The organism is Janthinobacterium aestuarii, assembly GCF_046113285.1.
Taxonomy (GTDB): Bacteria; Pseudomonadota; Gammaproteobacteria; order Burkholderiales; family Burkholderiaceae_D; genus Janthinobacterium.
Genome location: NZ_CP142524.1, coordinates 3,826,542 through 3,849,308 on the forward strand (window position 1 = coordinate 3,826,542; position 22,767 = coordinate 3,849,308).

Annotated in this window: 20 protein-coding genes; 8 read left to right on the top strand and 12 right to left on the bottom strand. The window is 61.0% G+C overall.

Annotated features, from left to right (window positions below):
• Nucleotides 1–78: 78 nt before the first annotated feature.
• From glmM to OX462_RS17085, 4 genes are all read right to left on the bottom strand, one after another.
• Nucleotides 79–1,416, bottom strand: a complete 1,338-nt coding sequence (gene glmM / locus OX462_RS17070; protein ID WP_409026621.1) for a phosphoglucosamine mutase — start codon at nucleotides 1,414–1,416, stop codon at nucleotides 79–81.
• Nucleotides 1,417–1,454: 38 nt separating this feature from the next.
• Complete coding sequence (gene folP / locus OX462_RS17075) at nucleotides 1,455–2,288, bottom strand: dihydropteroate synthase (RefSeq protein WP_409026622.1); 834 nt, start codon at nucleotides 2,286–2,288, stop codon at nucleotides 1,455–1,457.
• Between the two features lie 115 nt (nucleotides 2,289–2,403).
• A complete protein-coding gene (gene ftsH / locus OX462_RS17080) occupies nucleotides 2,404–4,284 on the bottom strand; it encodes an ATP-dependent zinc metalloprotease FtsH (protein WP_035817778.1) in 1,881 nt (626 codons plus the stop codon).
• Between the two features lie 202 nt (nucleotides 4,285–4,486).
• Nucleotides 4,487–5,170, bottom strand: a complete 684-nt coding sequence (locus tag OX462_RS17085; protein WP_070219517.1) for an RlmE family RNA methyltransferase — start codon at nucleotides 5,168–5,170, stop codon at nucleotides 4,487–4,489.
• A 42-nt stretch (nucleotides 5,171–5,212) separates the two neighbouring features.
• Between OX462_RS17085 and OX462_RS17090 the strand changes: the two genes are divergently transcribed.
• A complete protein-coding gene (locus OX462_RS17090) occupies nucleotides 5,213–5,683 on the top strand; it encodes a YhbY family RNA-binding protein (protein ID WP_010397237.1) in 471 nt (156 codons plus the stop codon).
• A gap of 278 nt (nucleotides 5,684–5,961) precedes the next feature.
• Here the strand turns inward: OX462_RS17090 and OX462_RS17095 are convergent, their stop codons facing one another.
• The 6 genes from OX462_RS17095 to OX462_RS17120 form a co-directional block, all read right to left on the bottom strand.
• Nucleotides 5,962–6,405, bottom strand: a complete 444-nt coding sequence (locus OX462_RS17095) for a DUF4149 domain-containing protein (protein ID WP_409026623.1) — start codon at nucleotides 6,403–6,405, stop codon at nucleotides 5,962–5,964.
• Nucleotides 6,405–6,881: a transcription elongation factor GreA gene (greA, locus tag OX462_RS17100; protein WP_034757428.1), complete on the bottom strand. Its 477-nt coding sequence runs from the start codon at nucleotides 6,879–6,881 to the stop codon at nucleotides 6,405–6,407. The genes OX462_RS17095 and greA overlap by 1 nt, the downstream gene beginning before the upstream one ends.
• A gap of 163 nt (nucleotides 6,882–7,044) precedes the next feature.
• Nucleotides 7,045–10,275, bottom strand: a complete 3,231-nt coding sequence (gene carB / locus OX462_RS17105; RefSeq protein WP_070219519.1) for a carbamoyl-phosphate synthase large subunit — start codon at nucleotides 10,273–10,275, stop codon at nucleotides 7,045–7,047.
• Nucleotides 10,268–11,446 carry a glutamine-hydrolyzing carbamoyl-phosphate synthase small subunit gene (gene carA / locus OX462_RS17110; RefSeq protein WP_409026624.1) on the bottom strand — a complete coding sequence of 393 codons (1,179 nt, stop codon included), beginning with the start codon at nucleotides 11,444–11,446 and terminating at the stop codon, nucleotides 10,268–10,270. Before carA ends, carB begins: the two co-directional genes overlap by 8 nt.
• Before the next feature lie 295 nt (nucleotides 11,447–11,741).
• Nucleotides 11,742–12,149 (bottom strand): GlcG/HbpS family heme-binding protein, encoded by a 408-nt coding sequence (locus tag OX462_RS17115; RefSeq protein ID WP_121669135.1) that lies wholly within the window; start codon nucleotides 12,147–12,149, stop codon nucleotides 11,742–11,744.
• A 59-nt stretch (nucleotides 12,150–12,208) separates the two neighbouring features.
• The gene (locus tag OX462_RS17120; RefSeq protein WP_409026625.1) at nucleotides 12,209–13,117 is read right to left on the bottom strand and encodes a patatin-like phospholipase family protein; all 909 of its coding nucleotides are present in this window, start codon (nucleotides 13,115–13,117) and stop codon (nucleotides 12,209–12,211) included.
• Between the two features lie 178 nt (nucleotides 13,118–13,295).
• Here OX462_RS17120 and OX462_RS17125 point away from each other — a divergent pair, with 178 nt between their 5' ends.
• The 5 genes from OX462_RS17125 to OX462_RS17145 all read left to right on the top strand — a co-directional run bounded on the left by OX462_RS17125 (nucleotide 13,296) and on the right by OX462_RS17145 (nucleotide 18,788).
• The gene (locus OX462_RS17125) at nucleotides 13,296–13,742 is read left to right on the top strand and encodes a hypothetical protein (RefSeq protein ID WP_409026626.1); all 447 of its coding nucleotides are present in this window, start codon (nucleotides 13,296–13,298) and stop codon (nucleotides 13,740–13,742) included.
• Nucleotides 13,743–13,840: 98 nt separating this feature from the next.
• On the top strand, nucleotides 13,841–14,503 hold the full coding sequence (locus OX462_RS17130; RefSeq protein ID WP_409026627.1) for a hypothetical protein: 663 nt from the start codon (nucleotides 13,841–13,843) through the stop codon (nucleotides 14,501–14,503).
• The gene (locus OX462_RS17135) at nucleotides 14,500–14,787 is read left to right on the top strand and encodes a barstar family protein (RefSeq protein WP_409026628.1); all 288 of its coding nucleotides are present in this window, start codon (nucleotides 14,500–14,502) and stop codon (nucleotides 14,785–14,787) included. Before OX462_RS17130 ends, OX462_RS17135 begins: the two co-directional genes overlap by 4 nt.
• 352 nt (nucleotides 14,788–15,139) lie before the next feature.
• Nucleotides 15,140–16,846, top strand: coding sequence for a 2-isopropylmalate synthase (leuA, locus tag OX462_RS17140; protein WP_409026629.1), 1,707 nt, complete (start codon nucleotides 15,140–15,142; stop codon nucleotides 16,844–16,846).
• 337 nt (nucleotides 16,847–17,183) lie between these two features.
• Nucleotides 17,184–18,788 carry a methyl-accepting chemotaxis protein gene (locus tag OX462_RS17145; RefSeq protein WP_409028755.1) on the top strand — a complete coding sequence of 535 codons (1,605 nt, stop codon included), beginning with the start codon at nucleotides 17,184–17,186 and terminating at the stop codon, nucleotides 18,786–18,788.
• Between the two features lie 20 nt (nucleotides 18,789–18,808).
• Here OX462_RS17145 and egtB read toward each other — a convergent pair whose 3' ends face one another.
• Both egtB and egtD read right to left on the bottom strand, forming a co-directional pair.
• Nucleotides 18,809–20,041: an ergothioneine biosynthesis protein EgtB gene (gene egtB, locus OX462_RS17150; protein WP_409026630.1), complete on the bottom strand. Its 1,233-nt coding sequence runs from the start codon at nucleotides 20,039–20,041 to the stop codon at nucleotides 18,809–18,811.
• Between the two features lie 7 nt (nucleotides 20,042–20,048).
• Nucleotides 20,049–21,041: an L-histidine N(alpha)-methyltransferase gene (gene egtD / locus OX462_RS17155; RefSeq protein WP_230505417.1), complete on the bottom strand. Its 993-nt coding sequence runs from the start codon at nucleotides 21,039–21,041 to the stop codon at nucleotides 20,049–20,051.
• 321 nt (nucleotides 21,042–21,362) lie between these two features.
• Between egtD and OX462_RS17160 the strand changes: the two genes are divergently transcribed.
• Nucleotides 21,363–22,055, top strand: a complete 693-nt coding sequence (locus tag OX462_RS17160) for an ABC transporter ATP-binding protein (RefSeq protein ID WP_070313594.1) — start codon at nucleotides 21,363–21,365, stop codon at nucleotides 22,053–22,055.
• Nucleotides 22,056–22,236: 181 nt separating this feature from the next.
• Complete coding sequence (locus OX462_RS17165; protein WP_034757399.1) at nucleotides 22,237–22,524, top strand: hypothetical protein; 288 nt, start codon at nucleotides 22,237–22,239, stop codon at nucleotides 22,522–22,524.
• Nucleotides 22,525–22,767 lie beyond the last annotated feature (243 nt).

The window sequence follows — 22,767 nt, forward strand, 5'->3', positions numbered from 1 at the left end:
AAATAACTATCGCGCCTGCTTGAAGAGGCTTGCTGAAAACGTTCAGGGCAAGGCAGTGCAACGCCGCCTTGGGCGTTTTCAGCTGCCGACCTTGTCGGCGATGCGGCGCGCCATCGACTCGGCCTTCTCCTTGTCCTTCGCCTCCACCATCACGCGGATCAGCGGTTCGGTGCCCGAAGCGCGGATCAGCACGCGGCCCGTGTCGCCCAGTTCGGCCTCGACCAGTTCCTTCTCGGCCACCATGGCGGCATTCTTCTGCCAGTCGAAACCGGGCGCCACGCGCAGGTTGATCAGGGTCTGCGGGAACAGTACCAGTTCGGCCAGGCATTGCTGCAGGCTCTGGCCGCTGCGCTTGAGCGCGGACAACACTTGCAGCGCGGAGACGATGCCGTCGCCCGTCGTGTGGCGGTCCAGGCACAGCAAATGGCCCGAGCCCTCGCCGCCCAGTATCCAGCCCTTTTCCTTCATGACTTCCAGCACGTAGCGGTCGCCCACCTTGGCGCGCGCAAAGCCGATGCCCTGCTGCTTGAACAGCACTTCCAGCGCCATATTCGTCATCAACGTGCCGACGGCGCCGGCCACGGGACCCGTCGCCAGGCGGTCCTTGACCATGATGTACAACAGCTCGTCGCCGTTGTACAAGCGGCCCGTGGCGTCGCACATGATCAGGCGGTCGGCGTCGCCGTCAAGGGCGATGCCCAGGTCCGCGCCGTGCTCGACGACGGCTTCGGCCATGGCCTTGGTTGCCGTGGCGCCAAAGCCCGCATTGATGTTGAAGCCATCGGGCTTGTTGCCGATGGCGATAACTTCCGCGCCCAGCTCATGGAAGACGTGCGGCGCGATATGGTAGGCGGCGCCATGCGCACAATCGACGACGATCTTCAGGCCGCGCAAGTCCAGCTCGTTCGGGAAGGTGCTCTTGCAAAATTCGATGTAGCGGCCCTGGGCATCGTCGAGGCGCTTGGCGCGGCCCAGCTTGTCCGACGCCACGCAAGCCATGGGCTCGTCGAGCGCCGCCTCGATTTCCAGTTCCACGCTGTCGGGCAGCTTGGTGCCCTGGCCGGAAAAGAACTTGATGCCATTGTCGTGATACGGATTGTGCGAGGCGGAAATGACCACACCTGCCGACAGGCGCAGCGCCCGCGTCAGGTAAGCGATCGCCGGCGTCGGCATGGGGCCGGCCAGCATCACATCCACGCCTGCGGCCGACAGGCCCGCTTCCAGCGCCGCTTCCAGCATGTAGCCGGAAATGCGCGTGTCCTTGCCGATCAGTACCGTCGGACGCGCCTTGCCGCCCTCCGACTTGGCCAGCACCTTGCCGGCCGCATAACCGAGGCGCATGACGAAATCGGGGGTGATCGGAGCGGTGCCCACCAGGCCGCGGATGCCGTCGGTGCCAAAATATTTACGCGTCATAAATTTCTCTTTTGTTGTTTATAATGAATCTTACAGCTTCAGTGCGCCATGCGCCAGACCTTCAGGGCATCGACGGTTTCTGCTACATCATGCACACGAATAATTTCCGCGCCTTGCGCTACCGCCGCAAGCGCACCGGCAACACTGCCGGCCAGGCGCTGCTCGACGGGACGTCCCGTCACGGCGCCGATCATCGACTTGCGCGACAGGCCCGCCAGCACAGGCAGGTCCAGCTCGCTACGCAGCTGGCGCGTGGCGCGCAATAAAGCGTAGTTCTGTTCCACCGTCTTGCCAAAGCCGAAGCCGGGATCGACGCACAGGCGTTCGCGGGCGATGCCGGCAGCCGTCAGGATATCGATGCGCTCACGCAGGAAGTCGATGACTTCGCGCACCACGTCGTCGTACTGCGGCTGGGCTTGCATGGTTTCTGGCACGTTTTGCATGTGCATGATGCACAGCGCGCAATCGCTGTCCCGCACGGCCTCGATGGCGCCTGGCGCGCGAAAACCGTTGATGTCGTTGATCATGTCGGCGCCCGCCAGGATGGCTTCGCGCATGACTTCAGGCTTGTACGTGTCGACGGACAAGGGCTTGCCGCAGTCGCGCAAGGCGTACAGCACCGGCATGACGCGCTGCAACTCATCGTGCAGCGGCAGCGGCGGCGCGCCGGGGCGGCTCGATTCGCCGCCGATATCGATGATGTCGGCGCCATCAAGCATCATCTGCTCGGCGCGCGACAGGGCAAATTCCAGGTGCTGGTATTGGCCCGCATCGGAAAACGAGTCGGGCGTGATGTTCAGGATGCCCATCACCAGCGCCTGCGCGCCGGACAGGTTGAAGCCGAAACGGCCGAATTGCAAATAGTGTCGCATGTGAATCTTTGTAGTCGTCAGGAAAAAACTGCTGCTGCAACGAAAAAGGGCAAGGATTGCTCCTTACCCTCGTTCTTGCCATCCCCTTGCGTGCCGCCCGTCAGGGCGGCACTAATCAGGCTGGTGCCGTCACGTTTGGCGAGATGCCGCCCGTGCCGCTGTCGCCCGCATTGCGGCGTGGCGGAATGACTTTCGGTGGACGCGGCTCCAGGCCGGCCATGATGTCATTGATTTGCTCTGCATCAATGGTTTCCCATTCCAGCAACGCTTTCGTCATCATTTCGACCTTGTCGCGGTTGCCTTCCAGCAAGGTGCGCGCCAAAGCATATTGCTTGTCAAGAATGTTGCGGATTTCAGCATCGACCTTTTGCTGGGTCGCTTCCGAGATCGTCTTGGTGGCGCCACCGAAGAAACCTTCGTTTTCGCTGTCTTCGTAGACCATCACGCCCATGCTGTCGGACATGCCGAAGCGGGTCACCATGGAACGGGCCAGCTTGGTGGCACGCGAGAAGTCGTTCGAGGCGCCCGTGGACATCTGTCCGACGAAGATCTCTTCGGCGATACGGCCGCCGAACAGGATGGAAATTTCTTCCAGCATCTTGTCCTTGTAGGCCGACAAGTTGTCGTGCTCCGGCAGCTGCCAGGTCAGGCCCAGTGCCCAGCCGCGCGGCATGATCGTCACTTTATGCACGGGATCAGCCTTCGGCAGCAACTTGGCGACGACGGCGTGACCGGACTCATGGTAAGCCGTATTGCGACGCTCTTCCTCGCGGATGATCATCGATTTACGCTCCGGACCCATGTAGATCTTGTCTTTCGCATCTTCAAAGTCAGCCATTTCCACCAGGCGCTTGCTGCGGCGGGCGGCGAACAGGGCTGCCTCGTTGACCAGGTTGGCCAGGTCGGCGCCCGAGAAACCGGGGGTGCCGCGGGCCAGGATATCGGCTTTCACATCGGTACCGATAGGCACCTTGCGCATGTGCACGTTCAAGATCTGTTCGCGGCCGCGGATATCGGGCAAGCCGACGGACACCTGGCGGTCGAAGCGGCCCGGACGCAGCAAGGCTTTGTCGAGCACGTCGGCGCGGTTGGTGGCGGCCACGACGATGACGCCGGAGTTCGCTTCAAAACCGTCCATCTCGACCAGCAACTGGTTCAGGGTCTGTTCGCGCTCGTCATTGCCGCCGCCCATGCCGGCACCGCGGTGACGGCCGACAGCGTCGATCTCATCGATGAAGATGATGCACGGCGAATGCTTTTTCGCGTTTTCGAACATGTCGCGCACGCGGCTGGCACCCACGCCGACGAACATTTCCACGAAGTCGGAACCGGAAATCGAGAAGAACGGCACCTTGGCTTCGCCGGCGATGGCGCGCGCCAGCAGGGTTTTACCCGTGCCCGGAGGACCGACCATCAGCACGCCGCGGGGAATGCGGCCGCCCAGTTTCTGGAATTTGCTCGGATCCTTGAGGAAATCGACCACTTCGTTGACTTCTTCTTTCGCTTCGTCGCAACCGGCGACATCGGCGAAGGTGACGGTGTTGCTGGCTTCATCCATCATGCGTGCCTTCGACTTGCCGAACGAGAATGCCCCGCCCTTGCCGCCGCCTTGCATCTGACGCATGAAGAAGACCCAGACGCCGATCAACAGCAGCATGGGGAACCAGGAAACAAAAATAGTTTGCAGGAAAGACGCTTCCTCAGGCGGACGCACATCGAAATGCACGCCATTGTCGCGCAAGTCGCCGATCAGGCCCTTGTCGAGGCTGGTGGCAGTGGTACGCACCTTGGTGTCGTCCATCAGCTTGGCGGTGATCGACGAACCTTCGATCACGACATCCTTGACGCGCTTGGCTTTGACTTCATCCAGCAAATCGGAATAAGCGATGGCCTTGCTGCCGCCTGTGGCGCCATGACTGTCGAATTGCTTGAACAGCATGAACAACAGCAGCAATACGACTACCCAGATGGCAGATTTGGAAAACATGTTATTCACGAAGACTCCTTGGATGCAGTGCGCATCTCTTTACCTATAGCTAGAAACACGATTTTACTCGCAATAAGCGGGCCGTGCCAAAGCCCGCCGATCCGTGCGCGCGAAAAAACCGCGTTCACACAAAAAAATGCAGTATAAACAATTTAGGCTTTTATGCCATCAGACGCTACTGCACTTCTCGTTCCCATGTGCGGATTCCCTCTTAAATATCAAGGGCGGGATCATCTTCTTCTACGGCATTTTTCAGCGGATTCTTGATTCCACGGCCCATCAGGAAGATTTCCGACGATTTATCGCGGCTGGCCTTCGGCTTTTTCTGTACCACGACCTTGAATTCAGCACGGAATTTCTCCACGATCTGGCTGAAACCCATGTCTTTAAAGCATTTCACCAGCAATACGCCAGACGGCTTCAGGTGCAATTGCGAAAATTCGATGGCCAGGTCGATCAGATGTTCCATGCGCGCGGCATCCGCCGTGGCAATGCCCGACAGGTTGGGCGCCATGTCCGACAGCACCAGATCGACCTTGCGGCCTTGCAACACCACTTCCAGCTGGCGCAATACGCGCGCTTCGCGGAAGTCGCCCTGGATGAAGTGGAAATCGGCGATCGGCTCCATTTCCAGCATGTCCAGGCCAATCAGGGTACCATTGACCCCGCCGCCATCCTTGCCGGCCAGCTTGCGCCGCGTGTACTGGGCCCAGCTGCCGGGAGTACAACCAAGGTCGACAATCACCTGGCCAGGTTTGATCAGTTTCTCGTCTTCATCGATTTCTTTGAGCTTGTATGCTGCCCGGGCGCGGTAGCCCTCTTTTTGCGCCAACTTCACATAAGGATCATTTATGTGGTCGTGCAACCAGTTTTTGTTTAATTTCTTCTTTGCCATTCGCGTAGAATACTGCTTTTAAGGGAATTACTAAATATTATTATGCTAAAACTTACACCCGTAGAGCGCAGCGCACTGCGCGCCGAAGCACACGCGCTGAAGCCTATCGTCATCATTGGCGAAGCGGGCTTGACACCTGCTGTCCTCAAAGAGATCGACCTTGGCCTGGATTCGCACGGCCTGATTAAAGTCCGCGTGTTCGGCGACGACCGCGAAGCCCGCGTCGGAATGTACGATACGATTTGCGGCAATCTCGGCGCCGCCCCGGTACAACATATTGGCAAACTGCTGGTAATCTACCGTCCGAAAAAAGAAGTGGTTAAGGAGAAGGTCAGCGCCGGCAAAGGCATGCGCGAAGTGACCATCGTCAAGGCCAGCGCCAGCGGCACCAAGCGCCCCAGCGTGACGAAAGTCATGATCAAGGGCAATGAGCGCGTTACCGAAGGCGGTTCCATCAAGCGTGCCAAGCCACGTCAGAAAAGCGCCAAGAAAAGCGCACTGGGCAGCAAGTAAGCCTGTTCACCCGGCCATCGCAAGGCGGCCGGGCTTGAAACAAGAAGCGGAGCACGGGATATTCCCTGCTCCGCTTTTTTATTGCAATTGCGCTTGTCGGATTACACGGCGCCAAGGCGCCGCTAATCCGACCTACGATATCGACCATCAGTCATGTAGGTCGGATTAGCGCGCAGCGCGTAATCCGACAAACACCAGCAATTACTGCTGCTTCCAGATCAGTCAGTAGGTCGGATTAGCGGGGCCGCAGGCCACGCGTAATCCGACAAGCACAGCGATTACTGCTGCTTCCAGATCAGCACGCCCGCCAGCAGGCTTTGCACGGCAAAGATCAGGGTCGACACGCCATGCAGCATGCCGAAGCGGCTGCGCATGGCCTCGTCCATGATGCCCGACGGCGCTTGCGCCTTGAGTTCGGCCATCAGCGGCGAAATGCCGAAATGGCTGAGCAGCGCGCACACCAGCATGGACAGCACCAGCGCGCCCAGCAGGCGGCGGCGCTTGCGCTCCAGCGCACCGGGCGCCCATTGCAGCAAGGCCAGCAGTACCAGCGCGCAGGCGATGGACAGCCACGCCTCGGCGCGGAACATGCTGCCGGCGATATTGCCGGCCAGCACGCGGTCGCTCAGGGTGCCGAACAGGGTGGGCGCCACGATGAAGCCGATGGTCCACAGGCTGCCCGCCCACAGGGTGGCAACGAGGAAGCGCACGCGGCCCAGCATCAGATGTACAGTACTTCCAGGATCTCGTATTCGCGCGGGCCGGACGGCGCCTGCACTTCCACCACGTCGCCGGCGTACTTGCCGATCAGCGCGCGGGCGATCGGGGACGTCACGGACACCTTGTTCATTTTCAGGTCGGCTTCATCGAGGCCCACGATCTGGTACGTGACTTTCTGGCCCGATTCCAGGTCTTCCAGGTTCACGGTCGAGGCAAACACCACGCGGCCTTCCGCGTCGAGCGCGGTCGGGTCGATGATTTGCGCTGCGCCCAGCTTGCCTTCGAGCTCGGCGATGCGGCCTTCGACGAAGGCCTGGCGTTCCTTGGCGGCATCGTACTCGGCGTTTTCCGACAAATCTCCGTGCGAACGCGCTTCGGCGATCGCATCGATGACGATGCGGCGTTCCTTGGTCTTCAAATGATGCAGCTCTTCCTTCAGGAGTTCTGCGCCGTATTTGGTCAATGGGACTGAGGTCATGTTATCTCTACTATCTGCTAGTTATCGGCGCCGTTGTCCGTGTTTTGCCACGGTTAACGGACTTACCAAGTGAAAACCACAGAGGCCGCGCGCTGCTCTGCACGGAACTCTGTGGTTGATAAGCATGCAGTGTACCGCCTAACGGCGGTCACTGCAAACGCACTTAGTTCAAGGTCTTGTGCAGACCTTGCAAATCATACACACGCAACTCATCCAGATGGCGGATGCCTTCGACGGCCGCTTCCGCGCCCGCGATGGTCGTGTAGGTCGTCACGCGCGAGGCCAGGGCCGAGGTGCGGATGGCCCGCGAATCGACGATGGCGCTGCGCTTTTCTTCCACGGTGTTGATCACCAGCACGATTTCATGGTTCTTGATCATGTCGACCACGTGCGGACGGCCTTCGATCACCTTGTTCACTGGCGTGACGGCGATGCCGGCAGCAGCGATCACGGCGGCGGTGCCCTTGGTGGCGACCACTGTGAAACCGGACTCGACCAGGTCGCGCGCCACTTGCACGGCGCGCGGCTTGTCCGACGCTTTCACGCTGATGAAGACCTTGCCCGATTTTGGCAGGTTGACGCCGGCGCCCAGTTGCGATTTCACAAACGCTTCGCCGAACGTCAGGCCTACGCCCATGACTTCGCCCGTCGATTTCATTTCAGGGCCGAGGATGGTGTCCACGCCCGGGAACTTGACGAACGGGAACACAGCTTCCTTGACGCTGAAATATGGCGGCACGACTTCCTGCGTGATGCCCTGCGACGCCAGCGATTGGCCGACCATGCAGCGGGCGGCGATCTTCGCCAGTTGCAGACCGGTGGCTTTCGAGACGAAAGGCACGGTGCGCGACGCGCGTGGATTGACTTCCAGCACGAAGACGACGTCTTTCATTGCGCCATCGATCTCCTGTTTCTGGATCGCGAACTGCACGTTCATCAGGCCGACCACGTTCAAACCCTTGGCCATCAGCGCCGTCTGGCGTTTCAGTTCTTCAATGGTTTCCGGTGCCAGCGAGTATGGCGGCAAGGAGCAAGCCGAGTCGCCCGAGTGGACGCCAGCCTGTTCGATGTGTTCCATCACGCCGCCGATGAAGGTCGTTTCGCCGTCGGAGATGCAATCGACGTCGCACTCGATGGCGTCGTTCAGGAAGCGGTCCAGCAGCACGGGCGAATCGTGCGAAACCTTGACGGCTTCGCGCATGTAGCGCTCGAGGTCGCGTTGCTCGTGGACGATTTCCATCGCGCGCCCGCCCAGCACGTACGATGGACGCACGACCAGCGGGTAGCCGATTTCCTGCGCCAGCGCCAGGGCGTCGGCTTCCGTGCGCGCGGTGCGGTTAGGCGGCTGGCGCAGTTCCAGCTTGTGCAGCATCTGCTGGAAACGCTCGCGGTCTTCGGCCGCATCGATCATGTCGGGCGAGGTGCCGATGATGGGCACGCCATTCGCTTCCAGGTCCAGCGCCAGCTTCAATGGCGTCTGGCCGCCGTACTGCACGATCACGCCGACCGGTTTTTCGATGGCGACGATTTCCAGCACGTCTTCCAGGGTCAAGGACTCGAAGTACAGGCGGTCCGAAGTATCGTAGTCGGTGGAAACCGTTTCCGGGTTGCAATTGACCATGATGGTTTCGTAGCCGTCTTCGCGCATGGCGAGGGCCGCGTGGACGCAGCAATAGTCAAACTCGATACCCTGGCCGATACGGTTCGGGCCACCGCCCAGCACCATGATCTTTTTCTTGTCGGTCGGGTTCGATTCGCACTCTTCGTCGTACGTGGAATACATGTACGCCGTGTCGGTCGAGAACTCGGCCGCGCAGGTGTCGACGCGCTTGTAGACGGGACGGATGTTCAGCGCATGGCGCTGCTGGCGCACGGCCGTGTCGGTCGTCTGCAACAGGAAACCCAGGCGGCGGTCCGAGAAGCCCTTCTGTTTCAACTTGTACAGGGTGTTCTTGTCCAGGTTTTCCAGCTTCTGCGTATCGAGCCACAGTTCCAGGTCGACGATTTCCTTGATCTGGATCAGGAACCATGGGTCGATCTTGGTCAGCTGGTGCACTTCTTCCAGAGTAAAACCTTGGGCAAACGCGTCGCCCACGTACCAGATGCGCTCAGGACCAGGCTCGCCCAGTTCTTCTTCGATCTTTTCGCGGTCCTTGGTCTTTTCGTTCATGCCGTCCACGCCCACTTCCAGGCCGCGCAAGGCTTTCTGGAACGATTCCTGGAAGGTACGGCCGATGGCCATCACTTCGCCGACGGATTTCATCTGCGTCGTCAGGTGGTGGTCGGCGGTCGGGAATTTCTCGAACGTGAAACGGGGAATCTTGGTGACGACGTAATCGATCGACGGTTCGAACGATGCCGGCGTGGCGCCGCCCGTGATTTCATTGCGCAGCTCGTCCAGGGTGAAACCGACGGCCAGCTTGGCGGCGATCTTGGCGATCGGGAAACCCGTCGCTTTCGAGGCCAGGGCCGACGAACGCGATACGCGCGGATTCATCTCGATGACGATCATGCGGCCATCGACAGGGTTGATCGAGAATTGCACGTTCGAGCCACCCGTGTCGACGCCGATCTCGCGCAGCACTGCCAGACTGGCATTGCGCATGATCTGGTATTCCTTGTCCGTCAGGGTTTGCGCTGGCGCAACCGTGATGGAGTCGCCCGTGTGCACGCCCATCGGATCGAGGTTTTCGATCGAGCAGATGATGATGCAGTTGTCCGCCTTGTCGCGCACCACTTCCATCTCGTACTCTTTCCAGCCCAGCAACGATTCTTCGATCAGCAGCTCTTTCGTCGGCGATGCTTCCAGGCCGCGCTTGCAGATGGTTTCGAATTCTTCTTCGTTGTAGGCGATGCCGCCGCCGGAACCGCCCATGGTGAACGATGGACGGATGATGGTCGGGAAGCCCAGGGTGCGCTGCACGGCCCACGATTCTTCCATCGAGTGCGCCACGCCCGAGCGTGCCGAACCGAGGCCGATCTTGGTCATCGCGTCCTTGAACTTGGAACGGTCTTCGGCCTTGTCGATGGCTTCCGGCGATGCGCCGATCAGCTCGACGTTGTATTTCGCCAGCACGCCATTGTTGAACAGGTCCAGCGCGCAGTTCAGCGCCGTCTGGCCGCCCATCGTCGGCAGGATCGCGTCAGGACGCTCCTTGGCGATGATGCGCTCGACAACCGACCAGGTGATCGGTTCGATGTAGGTCACGTCGGCCATTTCCGGATCTGTCATGATGGTCGCAGGATTGCTGTTGACCAGGATGACTTTATAGCCCTCTTCGCGCAGGGCCTTGCACGCTTGCGCGCCGGAATAATCGAATTCGCAGGCCTGGCCGATCACGATCGGGCCAGCGCCAATAATCAGAATACTTTTGATATCTAAACGTTTAGGCATTTTTCTTTTTCTCCTCCGCAGCCATCAAGTTGATGAAGCGGTCAAACAGGTAAGCAACATCCATCGGGCCCGGCGACGCTTCAGGGTGGCCCTGGAAGCAGAAGGCCGGCTTGTCCGTGCGGGCAAAGCCCTGCAGGGAGCCGTCGAACAGCGATTCATGGGTCACGCGGCAATTCGCGGGCAAGGTTGCCGCGTCGACTGCGAAACCGTGGTTTTGCGAGGTAATCAACACCTGTTTCGTTTCCAGGTCTTGCACCGGGTGGTTGGCGCCGTGGTGGCCGAACTTCATCTTCAAGGTTTTCGCGCCGGAAGCGAGCGCCATGATCTGGTGGCCGAGGCAGATGCCGAAGGTCGGGATACCCTTCTCGATCAACTCGCGGGTCGCCGCGATGGCGTAGTCGCACGGTTCCGGGTCGCCGGGGCCGTTCGACAGGAAGATGCCGTCCGGATTCAGTGCCAGGGCGTCGGCCGCCGTCGCTTGCGCGGGCAGCACGGTGACTTTGCAGCCGCGCGCCGTCAGCATGCGCAGGATGTTGCGCTTGACGCCGTAGTCGAAGGCGACCACGTGGTATTTCGCGTCCGCGTCAGCCAGCTGGCCGTAGCCTTCGCCCAGGGTCCATTCCGTTTCGCGATACTCATAGGCAGCCGGGGCCGACACTACTTTGGCCAGGTCCATGCCGGCCAGGCCGGGGAAGGAGCGGGCCAGCTCCAGCGCTTGGGCGCTAGATGGCTCGTTGCCTTGCGTACCGACGAGGATGGCACCGCCCTGCGCACCTTTTTCACGCAGGATGCGCGTGAGCTTGCGTGTATCGATGCCGGCGATGGCGACGATATTTTCAGCTTTCAGGTAATCGGACAGGGAGAGCGTGGAACGGAAATTGGATGCCAGCAATGGCAGATCGCGGATGATGAGGCCAGCGGCGTGTACCTTGGAAGACTCGACGTCTTCGGGATTGACGCCCGTATTGCCGATATGCGGATAGGTCAGGGTGACCATCTGGCGGCAATAGCTTGGGTCGGTAAGGATTTCCTGATACCCGGTCATCGAGGTGTTGAAAACAACCTCGCCCGTGGTATGACCGGCGGCACCGATCGAAAAACCTTTAAAGATCGTTCCATCAGCAAGCGCTAATATGGCTGGAACGGCAGGGCCAGAAAAAAATGGCGGCAAGGGCAACTCCTGATAAAGTTACCGTAGCTGCGCCACGTCAGACCGACCGCCTAGATACCCGAGCCAGATGCACTCAGGGTGTTTCAACGGTCATTTTGAATGAGGGGATGGGTAGTCGCTACGGTATATGTGTGATTGGCTAAACCTTTGAATTATAACCAAAAGGAAGCTTTTCCACAAGGAAGAAAATTCAGAAAGCCCGGCATTTTTTTGCGCAGCAACATAAATCCTGCGCCCCATGAAAAAAGCCGCCCGGCTTGCGCGGAGCGGCTAGTTCTGCAACTACGGGTAGTACTTAGGCTGTCAGAGCTGCAATACCCGCTTTGGCGATTTGCGCATCCTCGGCTGATTTCACGCCCGAGACGCCGACGGCGCCCACGTAGTGGCCGTCGAACACGATGGGCACGCCGCCTTCGAGCAAGCCGTCGATTTCCGGGGCGCTCAGGAACGACACGCGGCCGCCGTTGATCATCTCTTCATAGATGCGCGATTCGCGGCGGCCCAGCGCGGCCGTCTTGGCTTTCGATGGGGCGATGTGCGACGAGATCGGCGCCACGCCATCCATGCGCTGCAGCCATACCAGATGGCCGCCGTCGTCGACGATGGCGATCGTGACCGCCCAGTTATTCTTGACCGCTTCCGCTTCGGCGGCGGCAGCGATTTTCTTTACGTCGTCCAGGGTCAAAATCGGTTTCGATTGCATGGTGCATCCTTGTTATGTTGAAACAAAATTGTATACGAAATGCGCAGCGGCGCCATCGCCTACTGCTCGCGTTTGGCTTTCAGCTTTTGCTTGAGTTGCGCCATGACGGCAAACGTCGCCTGCTCGCCCGCCAGGATGGCCTGGTTGCGGCTGTTGAAATCGTTCCCTTTCATGGTGCCCAGGCTGGGCTGGATCACCACGTCCGCATCTTTCAATTCGAACTGGTTGATGCGCTGCCCCATGATGGCGAAGGTCTGCATGATGACTTCCATCGAACTGATGGCCTTTTGCGTATCCGTTTGCGACGAAATATTCACGGCGATGATGAAGTCGGCACCCATGTCGCGCGCAAAGCGCACGGGCACGGGAGCGACGAGGCCGCCATCGACATAGGTATGGCCGGCGATCATCACGGGCTGGAACACGCCGGGCACGGCCGACGAGGCGCGCACGGCCATGCCGGTGTTACCGCGCTGGAACAGGATCGGCTGGCCATTTTTGAGGTCGGTCGCCACCACGCCAAACGGAATCTTCAGCTTTTCCAGCGGCACGCCGCCGACCGCCTTGTTGACATAGCTTTGCAGCGCTTCGCCTTTCAGCACGCCGGACGACTTGCCGAACAGGGGCAAGGCCCAGTCGGAAATGGCCGCCTCGTCCATGTCGAAGGCCATCTTTTGCAAGGTGAAGCCCGAGTTGCCTGCCGCATACAGGGCGCCCACCACGCTGCCGGCGCTGGTGCCGGTGACGATGTCGGCATGGATGCCCTGCGATTCGAGCGCCTTGATCACGCCGATGTGCGCAAAACCGCGCGCCGCGCCGCCGCCCAGCGCCAGGCCGATCTTGATCTTGCGGGGAGCGACGACGGGTTCGGGCGGCGTCAATACTTGTACGGGTTTCGGGGCGGTGGTATCGCAACCGGCCAGCACGAAGGCGGCCAGGGCAAGCAGGGTCAGGCGTTTAGGGAACATGGTGGCAGAAGAGAACCGCGCGCGGCAGTGGCAATAAAGGAGAGCCGATTGTAGCGCAAGCGGAGCCGCCCGCACTGAAGGCGGTCTTAAATGTTTATAGTGACAAGATTGCGAACCGTGCGCGCCACGCCGACTGCTAGACTGGCGCCTGGTTTCCCACCTCACCACCTCCTGGCTTATGAAAACAGACCTGTTCCGCTTCATCGCGCACCCATGCTTGCTCGTTGCCACCCTGCTCGGCGCAGCCTGCGCCAACGCCACCCCCGCCGCGGCGCAGCGCCCAGATAGCATCGCGGAAAGGATGGCGGGCTTTACCTGCACGGGTAACATACAGATTCCCAATGATCAGGGGGAGCACACGATTGAACTCAGCTTCGACGCCCCCGACCGGCACGGCGCGCAAGGCACCCACATCATTGACGGGCGCGGCAAAGCGAGTAATTTCTACGATTGCCGGCAAAGCGGCGACAGCATGTCTTGCACATATGACGCGGGGCCAAGCAGCGGCCCGCTGACCATGCGCTTTAGCGGCAACTTGACGCAAGTAAAGGGCGAGTTCAATTCCCCGTTTGAAAACAGCACCGCCTTGCCATTTTCCGCACGCTGCCAAAAATCGGAGCAATAGCAGCGTCCGGTCCATGGGCCAAGCGAAGAGCACCCGCTGGGTAGCTGGCTCGCATGCAGAATCGCCCCAACCGCCTCTCACTCGCCGAATCAGTCAACATGTCCAACGAATATCAATTTTCCGACAGCCGCGCCCTGAGCGCCCCATTTGCACAACAGTTATCGCAGCAGCCGCCCGACGGCGCCCTCGCCTGGCTGAGCGCCATCCTCGCCACGCAGGCTCCCGCGCTGCGCTCGTCGAACGCCATCCTGCTGGCCTACACGGGCAACCCGGCCGCAATCGCCTGGCTAGAGAACAATATCGGCTCGCCCGTGGCGGGGCAATGGGGCGTGGCGGCGGCCCTGCTGGGCACGCCGTGGCCGCAAATCGTTGACTGGCTGCAACGGGGCGGCGCGCACCGGCTGATGGCGCTCGATGCCTTGCTCGCGTACCGCAAGCCCGCCGTCAACATGTCGCCGCTGGAACAGATCGCCGCCCCCGTGCTGCCGCAAGCGCCAGCGCGCGCCGAACTCGACGCCGCGCTGGCCGCCTGCCTGGCGGCATCTTCCACGCCGCGCATCCAGGCTGCCATCCACGCGATCAACAAGCATGTGGACGAGATCCTGCGCGGCGGCCCGCGCGGCGTGGCCGTGGCCGACTTGCCGCGCCTGTACCTGGACCCGGCACCGTTCAAGGATGCGCCCGCCATCCTGGAGCAGCACGAGGCGGTGGTGGGCGGCATGCGGCAAAACCTGCAGAACTTGCTCAAGGGCATATTGTGAATCGACCGACGCTGGTGACAATCGACTTGAGCGAGATCAACACCGCGCGCCAGTTGCACGCGGCGCTGGCGGCCGCACTGGATTTCCCTTCCTTCTACGGCATGAACTGGGATGCGTTCTGGGATGCCATCACGGGCCTGGTGGACATGCCGCAACAGCTGGAGCTGCTGGGCTGGCAGGAGCTCGCGTCGCGGCTGCCCCGCGATGCGGCCCTGTTGCGGCGCTGCCTGGAACGCGCGCGGCAGGAAATGCCGAACGGGGCATCACACGTGCACTACATGTAAAACGGAAACGCTTGACAGCCCCGCCCGACTTCCCTTACATTGAGTGCATGTCCTCCTTCAAACATTCCTCCCCTTCCCTGCTGTCGCTATCGCGACTACTACTAGCACGCGCATAAGTTTGCCGCATTGCTTCGCCTGGCCACACGCCGGCGTGTTTCAAAAACCCTGGAAGGTTTGATGATGTTTGCACCATCCCCATACGTACACGTAATCCCCGCTGCGACCGCCCCTGCCGGCATCGCGGCCGCACTGCTACCGCTACCGATCGCTTGCCTGGCCTAGTGTTGCGTGGCCGCCCGGCAAGCTTGCGCCACAACCATTGATTTCCCCCTATCTTCAGGAGTACCCGATCATGATGTTGCAAAACCCAGCTTCCAAATACCGCGCCTTTCCTCCAGTTAAATTGACCGACCGTCAATGGCCGAACCAGATCATCAGCAAGCCGCCGATCTGGATGAGCACCGACTTGCGCGACGGCAACCAGTCCTTGATCGAGCCGATGAGCGCGGAAAAGAAGCTGCGGTTCTTCGAGATGCTGATCGCCATCGGCCTGAAGGAAATCGAAGTGGGTTTCCCATCGGCATCGCAGACGGATTTCGATTTCGTGCGCAAGCTTGTCGATGAAGGCCGCATTCCGGACGACGTCACCATCATCGTGCTGACCCAGTCGCGCGAAGAATTGATCCGCCGCACGGTGGAATCGGTCGTCGGCGCCAAGCGCGCCATCGTCCACCTGTACAACTCCGTGGCGCCCGTGTTCCGCAAGGTCGTGTTCGGCATGTCGCGCGAAGAAATCACGAATATCGCCACCACCGGCACCACTTTGGTAAAACAGCTGGTGGCCCAGCATCCGGAAACGGAATGGGGCTTCGAATACACGCCGGAATCGTTCTCCACCACGGAACTCGATTTCTCCAAGCACATCTGCGACGCCGTCAGCGCCATCTGGAAGCCGACGCCGGCCAACAAGATGATCATCAACCTGCCGTCGACCGTGGAATGCAGCACGCCCAACGTGTATGCGGACCAGATCGAATGGATGTCGCGCAAGCTGGCGCGCCGCGATTCCATCATCATCAGCGTGCACCCGCATAACGACCGCGGCACGGCCGTTGCGTCGGCCGAGCTGGCCGTGATGGCGGGCGCCGACCGCGTCGAAGGTTGCTTGTTCGGCAATGGCGAGCGCACGGGCAACGTCGACCTCGTCACTTTGGCGATGAACTTGTACACGCAGGGCGTGCACCCGGGCCTGGATTTCTCCGACATCGACACCGTGCGCAAGTGCGTGGAAGAGTGCAACCAGCTGCCCGTCCACCCGCGCCACCCGTATGCGGGCGACCTGGTGTTCACGGCATTCTCCGGCTCGCACCAAGATGCCATCAAGAAAGGTTTCGCCAAGCAACAACCGGACAGCATCTGGGAAGTGCCGTACCTGCCCATCGATCCGGCCGACCTGGGCCGCAGCTATGACGCCGTGATCCGCGTCAACAGCCAGTCCGGCAAGGGCGGCATGGCGTATTTGCTGGAACAGGAATACGGCCTGGTCTTGCCGCGCCGCCTGCAGATCGAATTCTCGCGCGCCGTGCAAGCCGTGGCCGACGCCACGGGCCGCGAAATCGCCGCGCAGGATATCCATGAAATCTTCCAGAAGGAATACCTGGAGCAAACGGCGCCGTACGCCTACGCTTCGCACCGCATGGTGGAAGACACCAGCAGCGACGAGTCCGTGCAAATCGACATCAGCCTGTCGCACCGCCAGACGCCATTGGCCCTGCAAGGCGGCGGCAACGGCCCCATCGACGCCTTCGTCAATGCGCTCGGTCTCGACATCAAGCTGATGGATTACCACGAACACTCGATCGGCTCCGGCGCCAACGCGCAAGCGGCGTGCTACGTGGAATTGCGCCTCGATAACGGCCCGACCCTGTTCGGCGCCGCCATCGACAGCAATATCGTCACCGCCTCGTTCAAGGCCGTGCTGTCGGCCGTGAACCGCCGCATCAAGCAGACGGACGCCGAAAAAACAACAGCGGCCGACGTGGCTGCCAGCGCCGCCTAAGTTCCTTTCGGCACGCTCCATAGGGAGAAAAAGCGGTATGGCTTGATCGCCGTGCCGCTTTTTCATTTCCGCAAGGCAATTGTTGCTGCAAAAGAAGTATCACGCGCCGTATAATCGACTCATAATAAGACCACCGGGGACAGATTTAAAAGTAACCCCCAATAAATTCTTGTCATTTCTAGCTTCCATAAACAGCGTGCTGCTTTGTTGCCCTCCGCTAGCAGTGCTTGCACTGCGTCGCAGAGCGCGCCTAGCATCACATCTGTTTCTGTTCGCTATAAATTGCCAATAATTTCTTGAGGATTACTTTCGCTACCGAGGGAATGAGTGAATGAGTATGAAATTGACGGATATGAAGATAGGCGCGCGCCTGGGTGCCGGCTTTGGCGTGGTGCTGCTGCTGATGGCAGTGCTGGTGGGAACGGGCCTGTTCCGGCTGGACAAGATCGGCGCGCTCAGCGAGTCCATCATCGAGAAAGACTGGGCCAAGGCGGACGCCATCGCCACCATCCGCAGCACGACGCGTTCGAACGCGGCATTGGTGCTGGAACTGTTCATCCATGAAGATCCAGCCCGCGCCAGCGCCATCCACGGCGAAATCGATGCCAACAAGGCCACCATCACCGATGCGCTGGCCATCCTCGACCGCCTGATCGTGCTGCCGGAAGGCAAGGAACTGCTGGCCACCCTGAAGCAGCAGCGCAAGGCCTATGTCGTCTCGTTCAGCCAGGCAGACAAGCTGCTGGTGGCGGGGCAGCGCGCGGAAGCGGCCAAGCACGTGCGCGACGATACCCTGCCCGCCCTGAACCAGCTGCAAAAGACGGTGAACCGCCTGAATGAAATCCAGCGCGGCGTGGTCGTGCATGGCGGCCAGCAAATCCAGCAGAATATTTCCGCGGCGAATGTGCTGATGGCCAGCCTGGGCACGGCCGCCCTGCTGCTGGGCGTGCTCTTTGCCTGGCGGGTCACGCGCTCGATCACCACGCCGATCGCGTATGCACTGCGCGTGGCGCAAGCCGTGGCTGGAGGCGACTTGAGCAGCAAGATCGTGGCCGACGGCAAGGATGAAGCGGCCCAGCTGCTGCAGGCCTTGCGCGACATGAACACCAACCTGGCCACCCTCGTGGGGCAAGTGCGCGGCGGCACGGGTACGATCGCCGTGGCGTCGAGCCAGATCGCCAGCGGCAATGCCGACCTGTCGGCCCGCACCGAGGCGCAGGCCAGCGCGCTGGAAGAGACCGCCTCGTCGATGATTGAACTGACGGGCACCGTGCGCAGCAACAGCGACAATGCGCGCCAGGCCGACAGCCTGGCCCGCTCGGCGTCGGCCATTGCGCAGCGCGGCGGCTCGGCCATGGCGGAAGTGATCGGCACCATGGACGCCATCAATGCTTCGTCGCGCAAGATCGTCGACATCATCGCCGTCATCGACGGCATCGCTTTCCAGACGAATATCCTGGCACTGAATGCGGCCGTGGAAGCGGCGCGTGCCGGCGAGCAAGGCCGCGGCTTTGCCGTCGTGGCATCCGAAGTGCGCAACCTGGCGCAGCGCTCGGCGGCGGCGGCTAAAGAGATCAAGGAACTCATTGCCGACTCCGTCACGCGGGTCGGCCAGGGCGCGCAGCTGGTCAGCCAGGCGGGCGCCACGATGGATGAAGTGGTGGCCAGCGTGGGCCGGGTCAGCGCCATCGTCGGTGAAATCAGCGTCGCCAACCACGAGCAGAGCGAAGGCATCGAGCAGATCAATGCGGCCATCATGCAGATGGACCAGACGACGCAACAGAACGCGGCCCTGGTCGAGGAAGCGGCCGCGGCGGCGGCGGCCATGCATGAACAGGCGGGCGACCTGGAAACCCTCGTCAGCCAGTTCAAGCTCGAGCAGAACGCCAGCGCCAAGGCACCGCCCCGCCCTGACGCGCCCGCCGTCCCGCGCCTGCACTAAGTTGCTTATTCCACCTTTGCTTATTCCACCTGGCGCGCCAGGCGGATGCCCGTAAATTGCCAGCGCGCGCCGGCCGGGAAGAAATTGCGGTAACTGGCGCGCGCATGGCCAGCCGGCGTGGCGCACGACGAGCCGCGCAGCACATACTGGTTCAGCATGAACTTGCCGTTGTATTCGCCCAGCGCCCCGGGCGCCGTGCGGTAGCCCGGGTACGGCGCATAGCTGCTGCTGGTCCATTGCCAGCAATGGCCGAACATCTGCCGCAGTCCCGTTCCCGGCGCGCCGGCCGCCGGATGCAGCTGGCCCACCTGCATGTCGACGCCCTGCGCCGCCACTTCCCACTCCGCTTCCGTCGGCAGGCGCGCACCGGCCCAGTGCGCATACGCATCGGCCTCGAACAGCGACAAGTGCGTGGCCGGCGCCTGCGGGTCCAGCGGGCGCAAGCCGGATAAAGTGAATTCCTGCCAGCGGCCCGCCTCGTCGCACTGCCAGTACAGCGGGCAGGGCAGCTGTTGCGTGCGGACCCAGTCCCAGCCTTCAGCCAGCCACCAATGCGCTGTGCGGTAGCCGCCCGCCTCGATAAAGGCGAGAAATTCCCCATTCGTCACCAGCGCGCTGGCCAGTTCGAACGGCGCCACGTATTGCGGGTGGCGCGGTAATTCATTGTCAAAACAAAAGCCGTCGCCCGCATGGCCGATCTGCGCCAGGCCGCCGTCGAAGGCGAGCCAGGCCGTGGGCTGCGCGTGCTCCTGCGCTGGCGCCACCGCGCCGTCTAGATAGGCGGGAAACAGGGCGCTCTGCGCCAGCAAGTGTTTGACGTCCGTCAACAGCAATTCCTGGTGCTGCTGCTCGTGTTCCAGGCCCAGCGCCAGCAGCATGGTCAGCCGTTCGCGTTCGTCGCGCGCCAGTTCGCCCGCCAGCAGGCGCGCGATGCGCGCATCGACGTCGGCCCGGTAAGCGCGCACCTGCGCCATGCCGGGGCGCGTCAGCAAGCCCCGCTGGGCGCGCGGGTGCTTCTCGCCCACGCCGTTGTAATACGAGTTGAACAGCACGCGGAAAGCCGGGTGGAATGGCGCGAACGCCGCTTCCATGCTTTCCAGGATAAACGTTTCGAAAAACCAGGTCGTATGCGCGAGGTGCCATTTGACGGGACTGGCGTCCGGCATCGACTGGGCGCCGCAATCCTCGTCGGACAGGGGTTCGGCCAGCCGCAGCGAGTGCTGGCGCACTGTATTGTAATGATCGATCAGCATCTTTTTCTTAGTCCCTGATGATGCGCGCATAAATGACGGCAAACCACTGCTGCGGGTCCGTCCAGACTTGCACGGTGGAAAACCCCGCCTGCTCCAGCAAGCCGACGAAGGCCGGGCGCGTATATTTATAGCTGTCCTCTGTATGGATGCGTTCACCTTTCGCGAAACGGCGCTGGCCACCTTTCCAATGGACAACTTGTTCGCTGCGTGCTTCCAGGTGCATCTCGACGCGGTGCTCGTCGGCGTTGAAAAAGCCGTGGTGCCGCCACGCGCGCACGTCGAAGTCGGCGCCGATCAGGCCGTTTACGTGGCGCAGCATGTTCAGATTAAAAGCGGCCGTGACGCCCAGCGCATCGTCATAGGCGGCGTCGAGGATGGCGTCTTCCTTGATCAGGTCGACACCGATCAGCAGGCCACCATCGCCGTCCGCATTCGCGCGCAGGCGGCGCAAAAAAGCGGTCGCTTGCTCAGGCGCAAAATTGCCGATCGACGAGCCGGGATAGAAGAACAATCGCCGCGCGTCGCGCACGCTGTCGGGCAAGTCCAGGCGGCTGGAGAAATCCAGGCCCAGACCGGTCATCTCGATATGCGGAAAGCGCTGCTGCAGCCGGCTCAGCGATTCACTGAGAAAATCGTAGGAAATATCCACGGCCACATATTGCGCCGGATGCAGCAGGGGAAACAGGCTGGCGGCCTTGGCGCAATTGCCCGCGCCCAGGTCGATCAGGGTGCTGCCCGGCCCCACGGCGTGCGCGATCTCGGCGCCGTGGCGCGCGAAGATGGCCGCCTCGGTACGCGTCGGATAGTACTCGGGCAAGGCGCAGATGGCTTCGAACAGTTTCGAGCCGAGCGCGTCGTACAGGTACTTGGGCGACGTCCACGCATCGCGCGCCAACAGGCCTGCGCTGATCTCGGCTATCGTGACAGGAGTGGCGCTGGCCGCGCTGGCGTTGCTGGCGGGATACAAATCGGACTGCTGTTGCGCGAGTGGCATGGTCATGGGCTGGCGTCGTCAATATGAGGTTCACGAAGGGCTTGCACGGTCAGCCACCGGGCGCGCCGCCCCTGCCGCAGCGGTGTGCGGGCGCCTTGCCGATGACTTTTTTCCATCATAGCGGAATCCGCGCAAGCCAGCCGTGCGGCAGGTAACTTAAGGTCGAACAGCCGGCATGCACATAAAATTGGTATTACCCAGCAAAAATGATAAGGCTGTCGTATACTACACATTGCCGGCCAAACAATCCGCGCCCCTTGCAGTTCCCAGGCCCCCCTCTCCCCCGCGTGCCTCCTTTTACGATAGCCGTTATTAATCAAGATCACCATGCTCGAATTGCGCCATCTGTCGAAGTCCTATGCCAATGCCCGTCCCGTGCTGGCCAACCTTTCCTGCCGCTTCAAGGCGGGGGAATTCATCGCCATCATGGGCGATTCGGGCGTGGGCAAGTCGACCTTGCTGAACCTGATCGCCGGCCTCGATACGCCCGATGCGGGTGCCGAAGCGCACCCTATCCTGGTGGACGGCATTGCCATGTCCAGCCTCGATGACGCCGCCGCCACCCGGCTGCGTCGCGCCCGCATGGGCTTTATTTTCCAGGCTTTCCACGTCTTGCCGCACCTGACCCTGCTGCAAAACGTGGCCCTGCCGCTGCTGCTCAACGGACTGCCCCAGGAGCGTGCCGCCAGCATGCTCGAGGCCGTCGGCCTGGGCGGACGCGGCGGCGACTTTCCGCAACAATTGTCGGGCGGCGAAATGCAGCGCGTGGCCATCGCCCGCGCACTCGTGCACAAGCCGGCGCTGGTGCTGGCCGATGAGCCCACCGGCAACCTCGACCCGGACACGGCGCACAGCATCCTGCAATTGCTGCGCGCCGAAATCAAGGCCAACGGCAGCTGCGCGATCATGGTCACGCATTCGCTGGCCGCCGCCGAAATGGCGGACCGGACCATGATTCTGACGAAAAGCGGCTTACAAAATACAACAACCGTCAACCAAATTGATCAAACAATCAGTTAATTTAACTGACCATCTGTCACAAGTTTTGTTATCGTAGTATTATTGAAAACACTTGCCTGGTTATCAATGTTGTAACGCGAATGTTGTCACGTCACCCAGACAGCCGTACTGCGATGACGAACTATAGCCGGGACCATATAAAAAGTGGTCTCGTCCCTTGCATAACCTGAAGGAGGAGTAAATGAACGTTCGACAAAAGAAGCTGGAAATGATTGAAGCGATGAACCGGGCGCGTGCGCTCGAACCATCGAGTTTTGTGCCCAACAAGCTGCTCGATACCCTGATCGAGAAGCTGAACTTGAAAAATGATGCGGAACTGTGCCGCGTCCTGGAAGTTCAGCCTCCCATCATCAGCAAGATTCGGCACGGCAAACTGTCGGTCGGTGCAACGATTTTATTGCGCATGCATGAAAAATCGGACATCACCATCCGCGAACTGAAGGAACTGTCCGCCACACCAGTCCATTGAACCACCCGCTGTTGTAATGCCATGCCAGGCACCCAGGTCCCCGGCGCCATGAACTTTTGCCATACAATTCGCGTAGTTCGCTCACCGCACAACATCCGAGCACGATAGCGAAGAGACCCAGCCCAAACCATGCTGACCGTTTCTCTGCCCTGCCGCGCCAGCCCTCCCAGCTTCTCCCCCTGCATTTCCACACATACTTGATCTGACACAACACGCATAGTCCGCGCAGGCATCAAGGTCAGC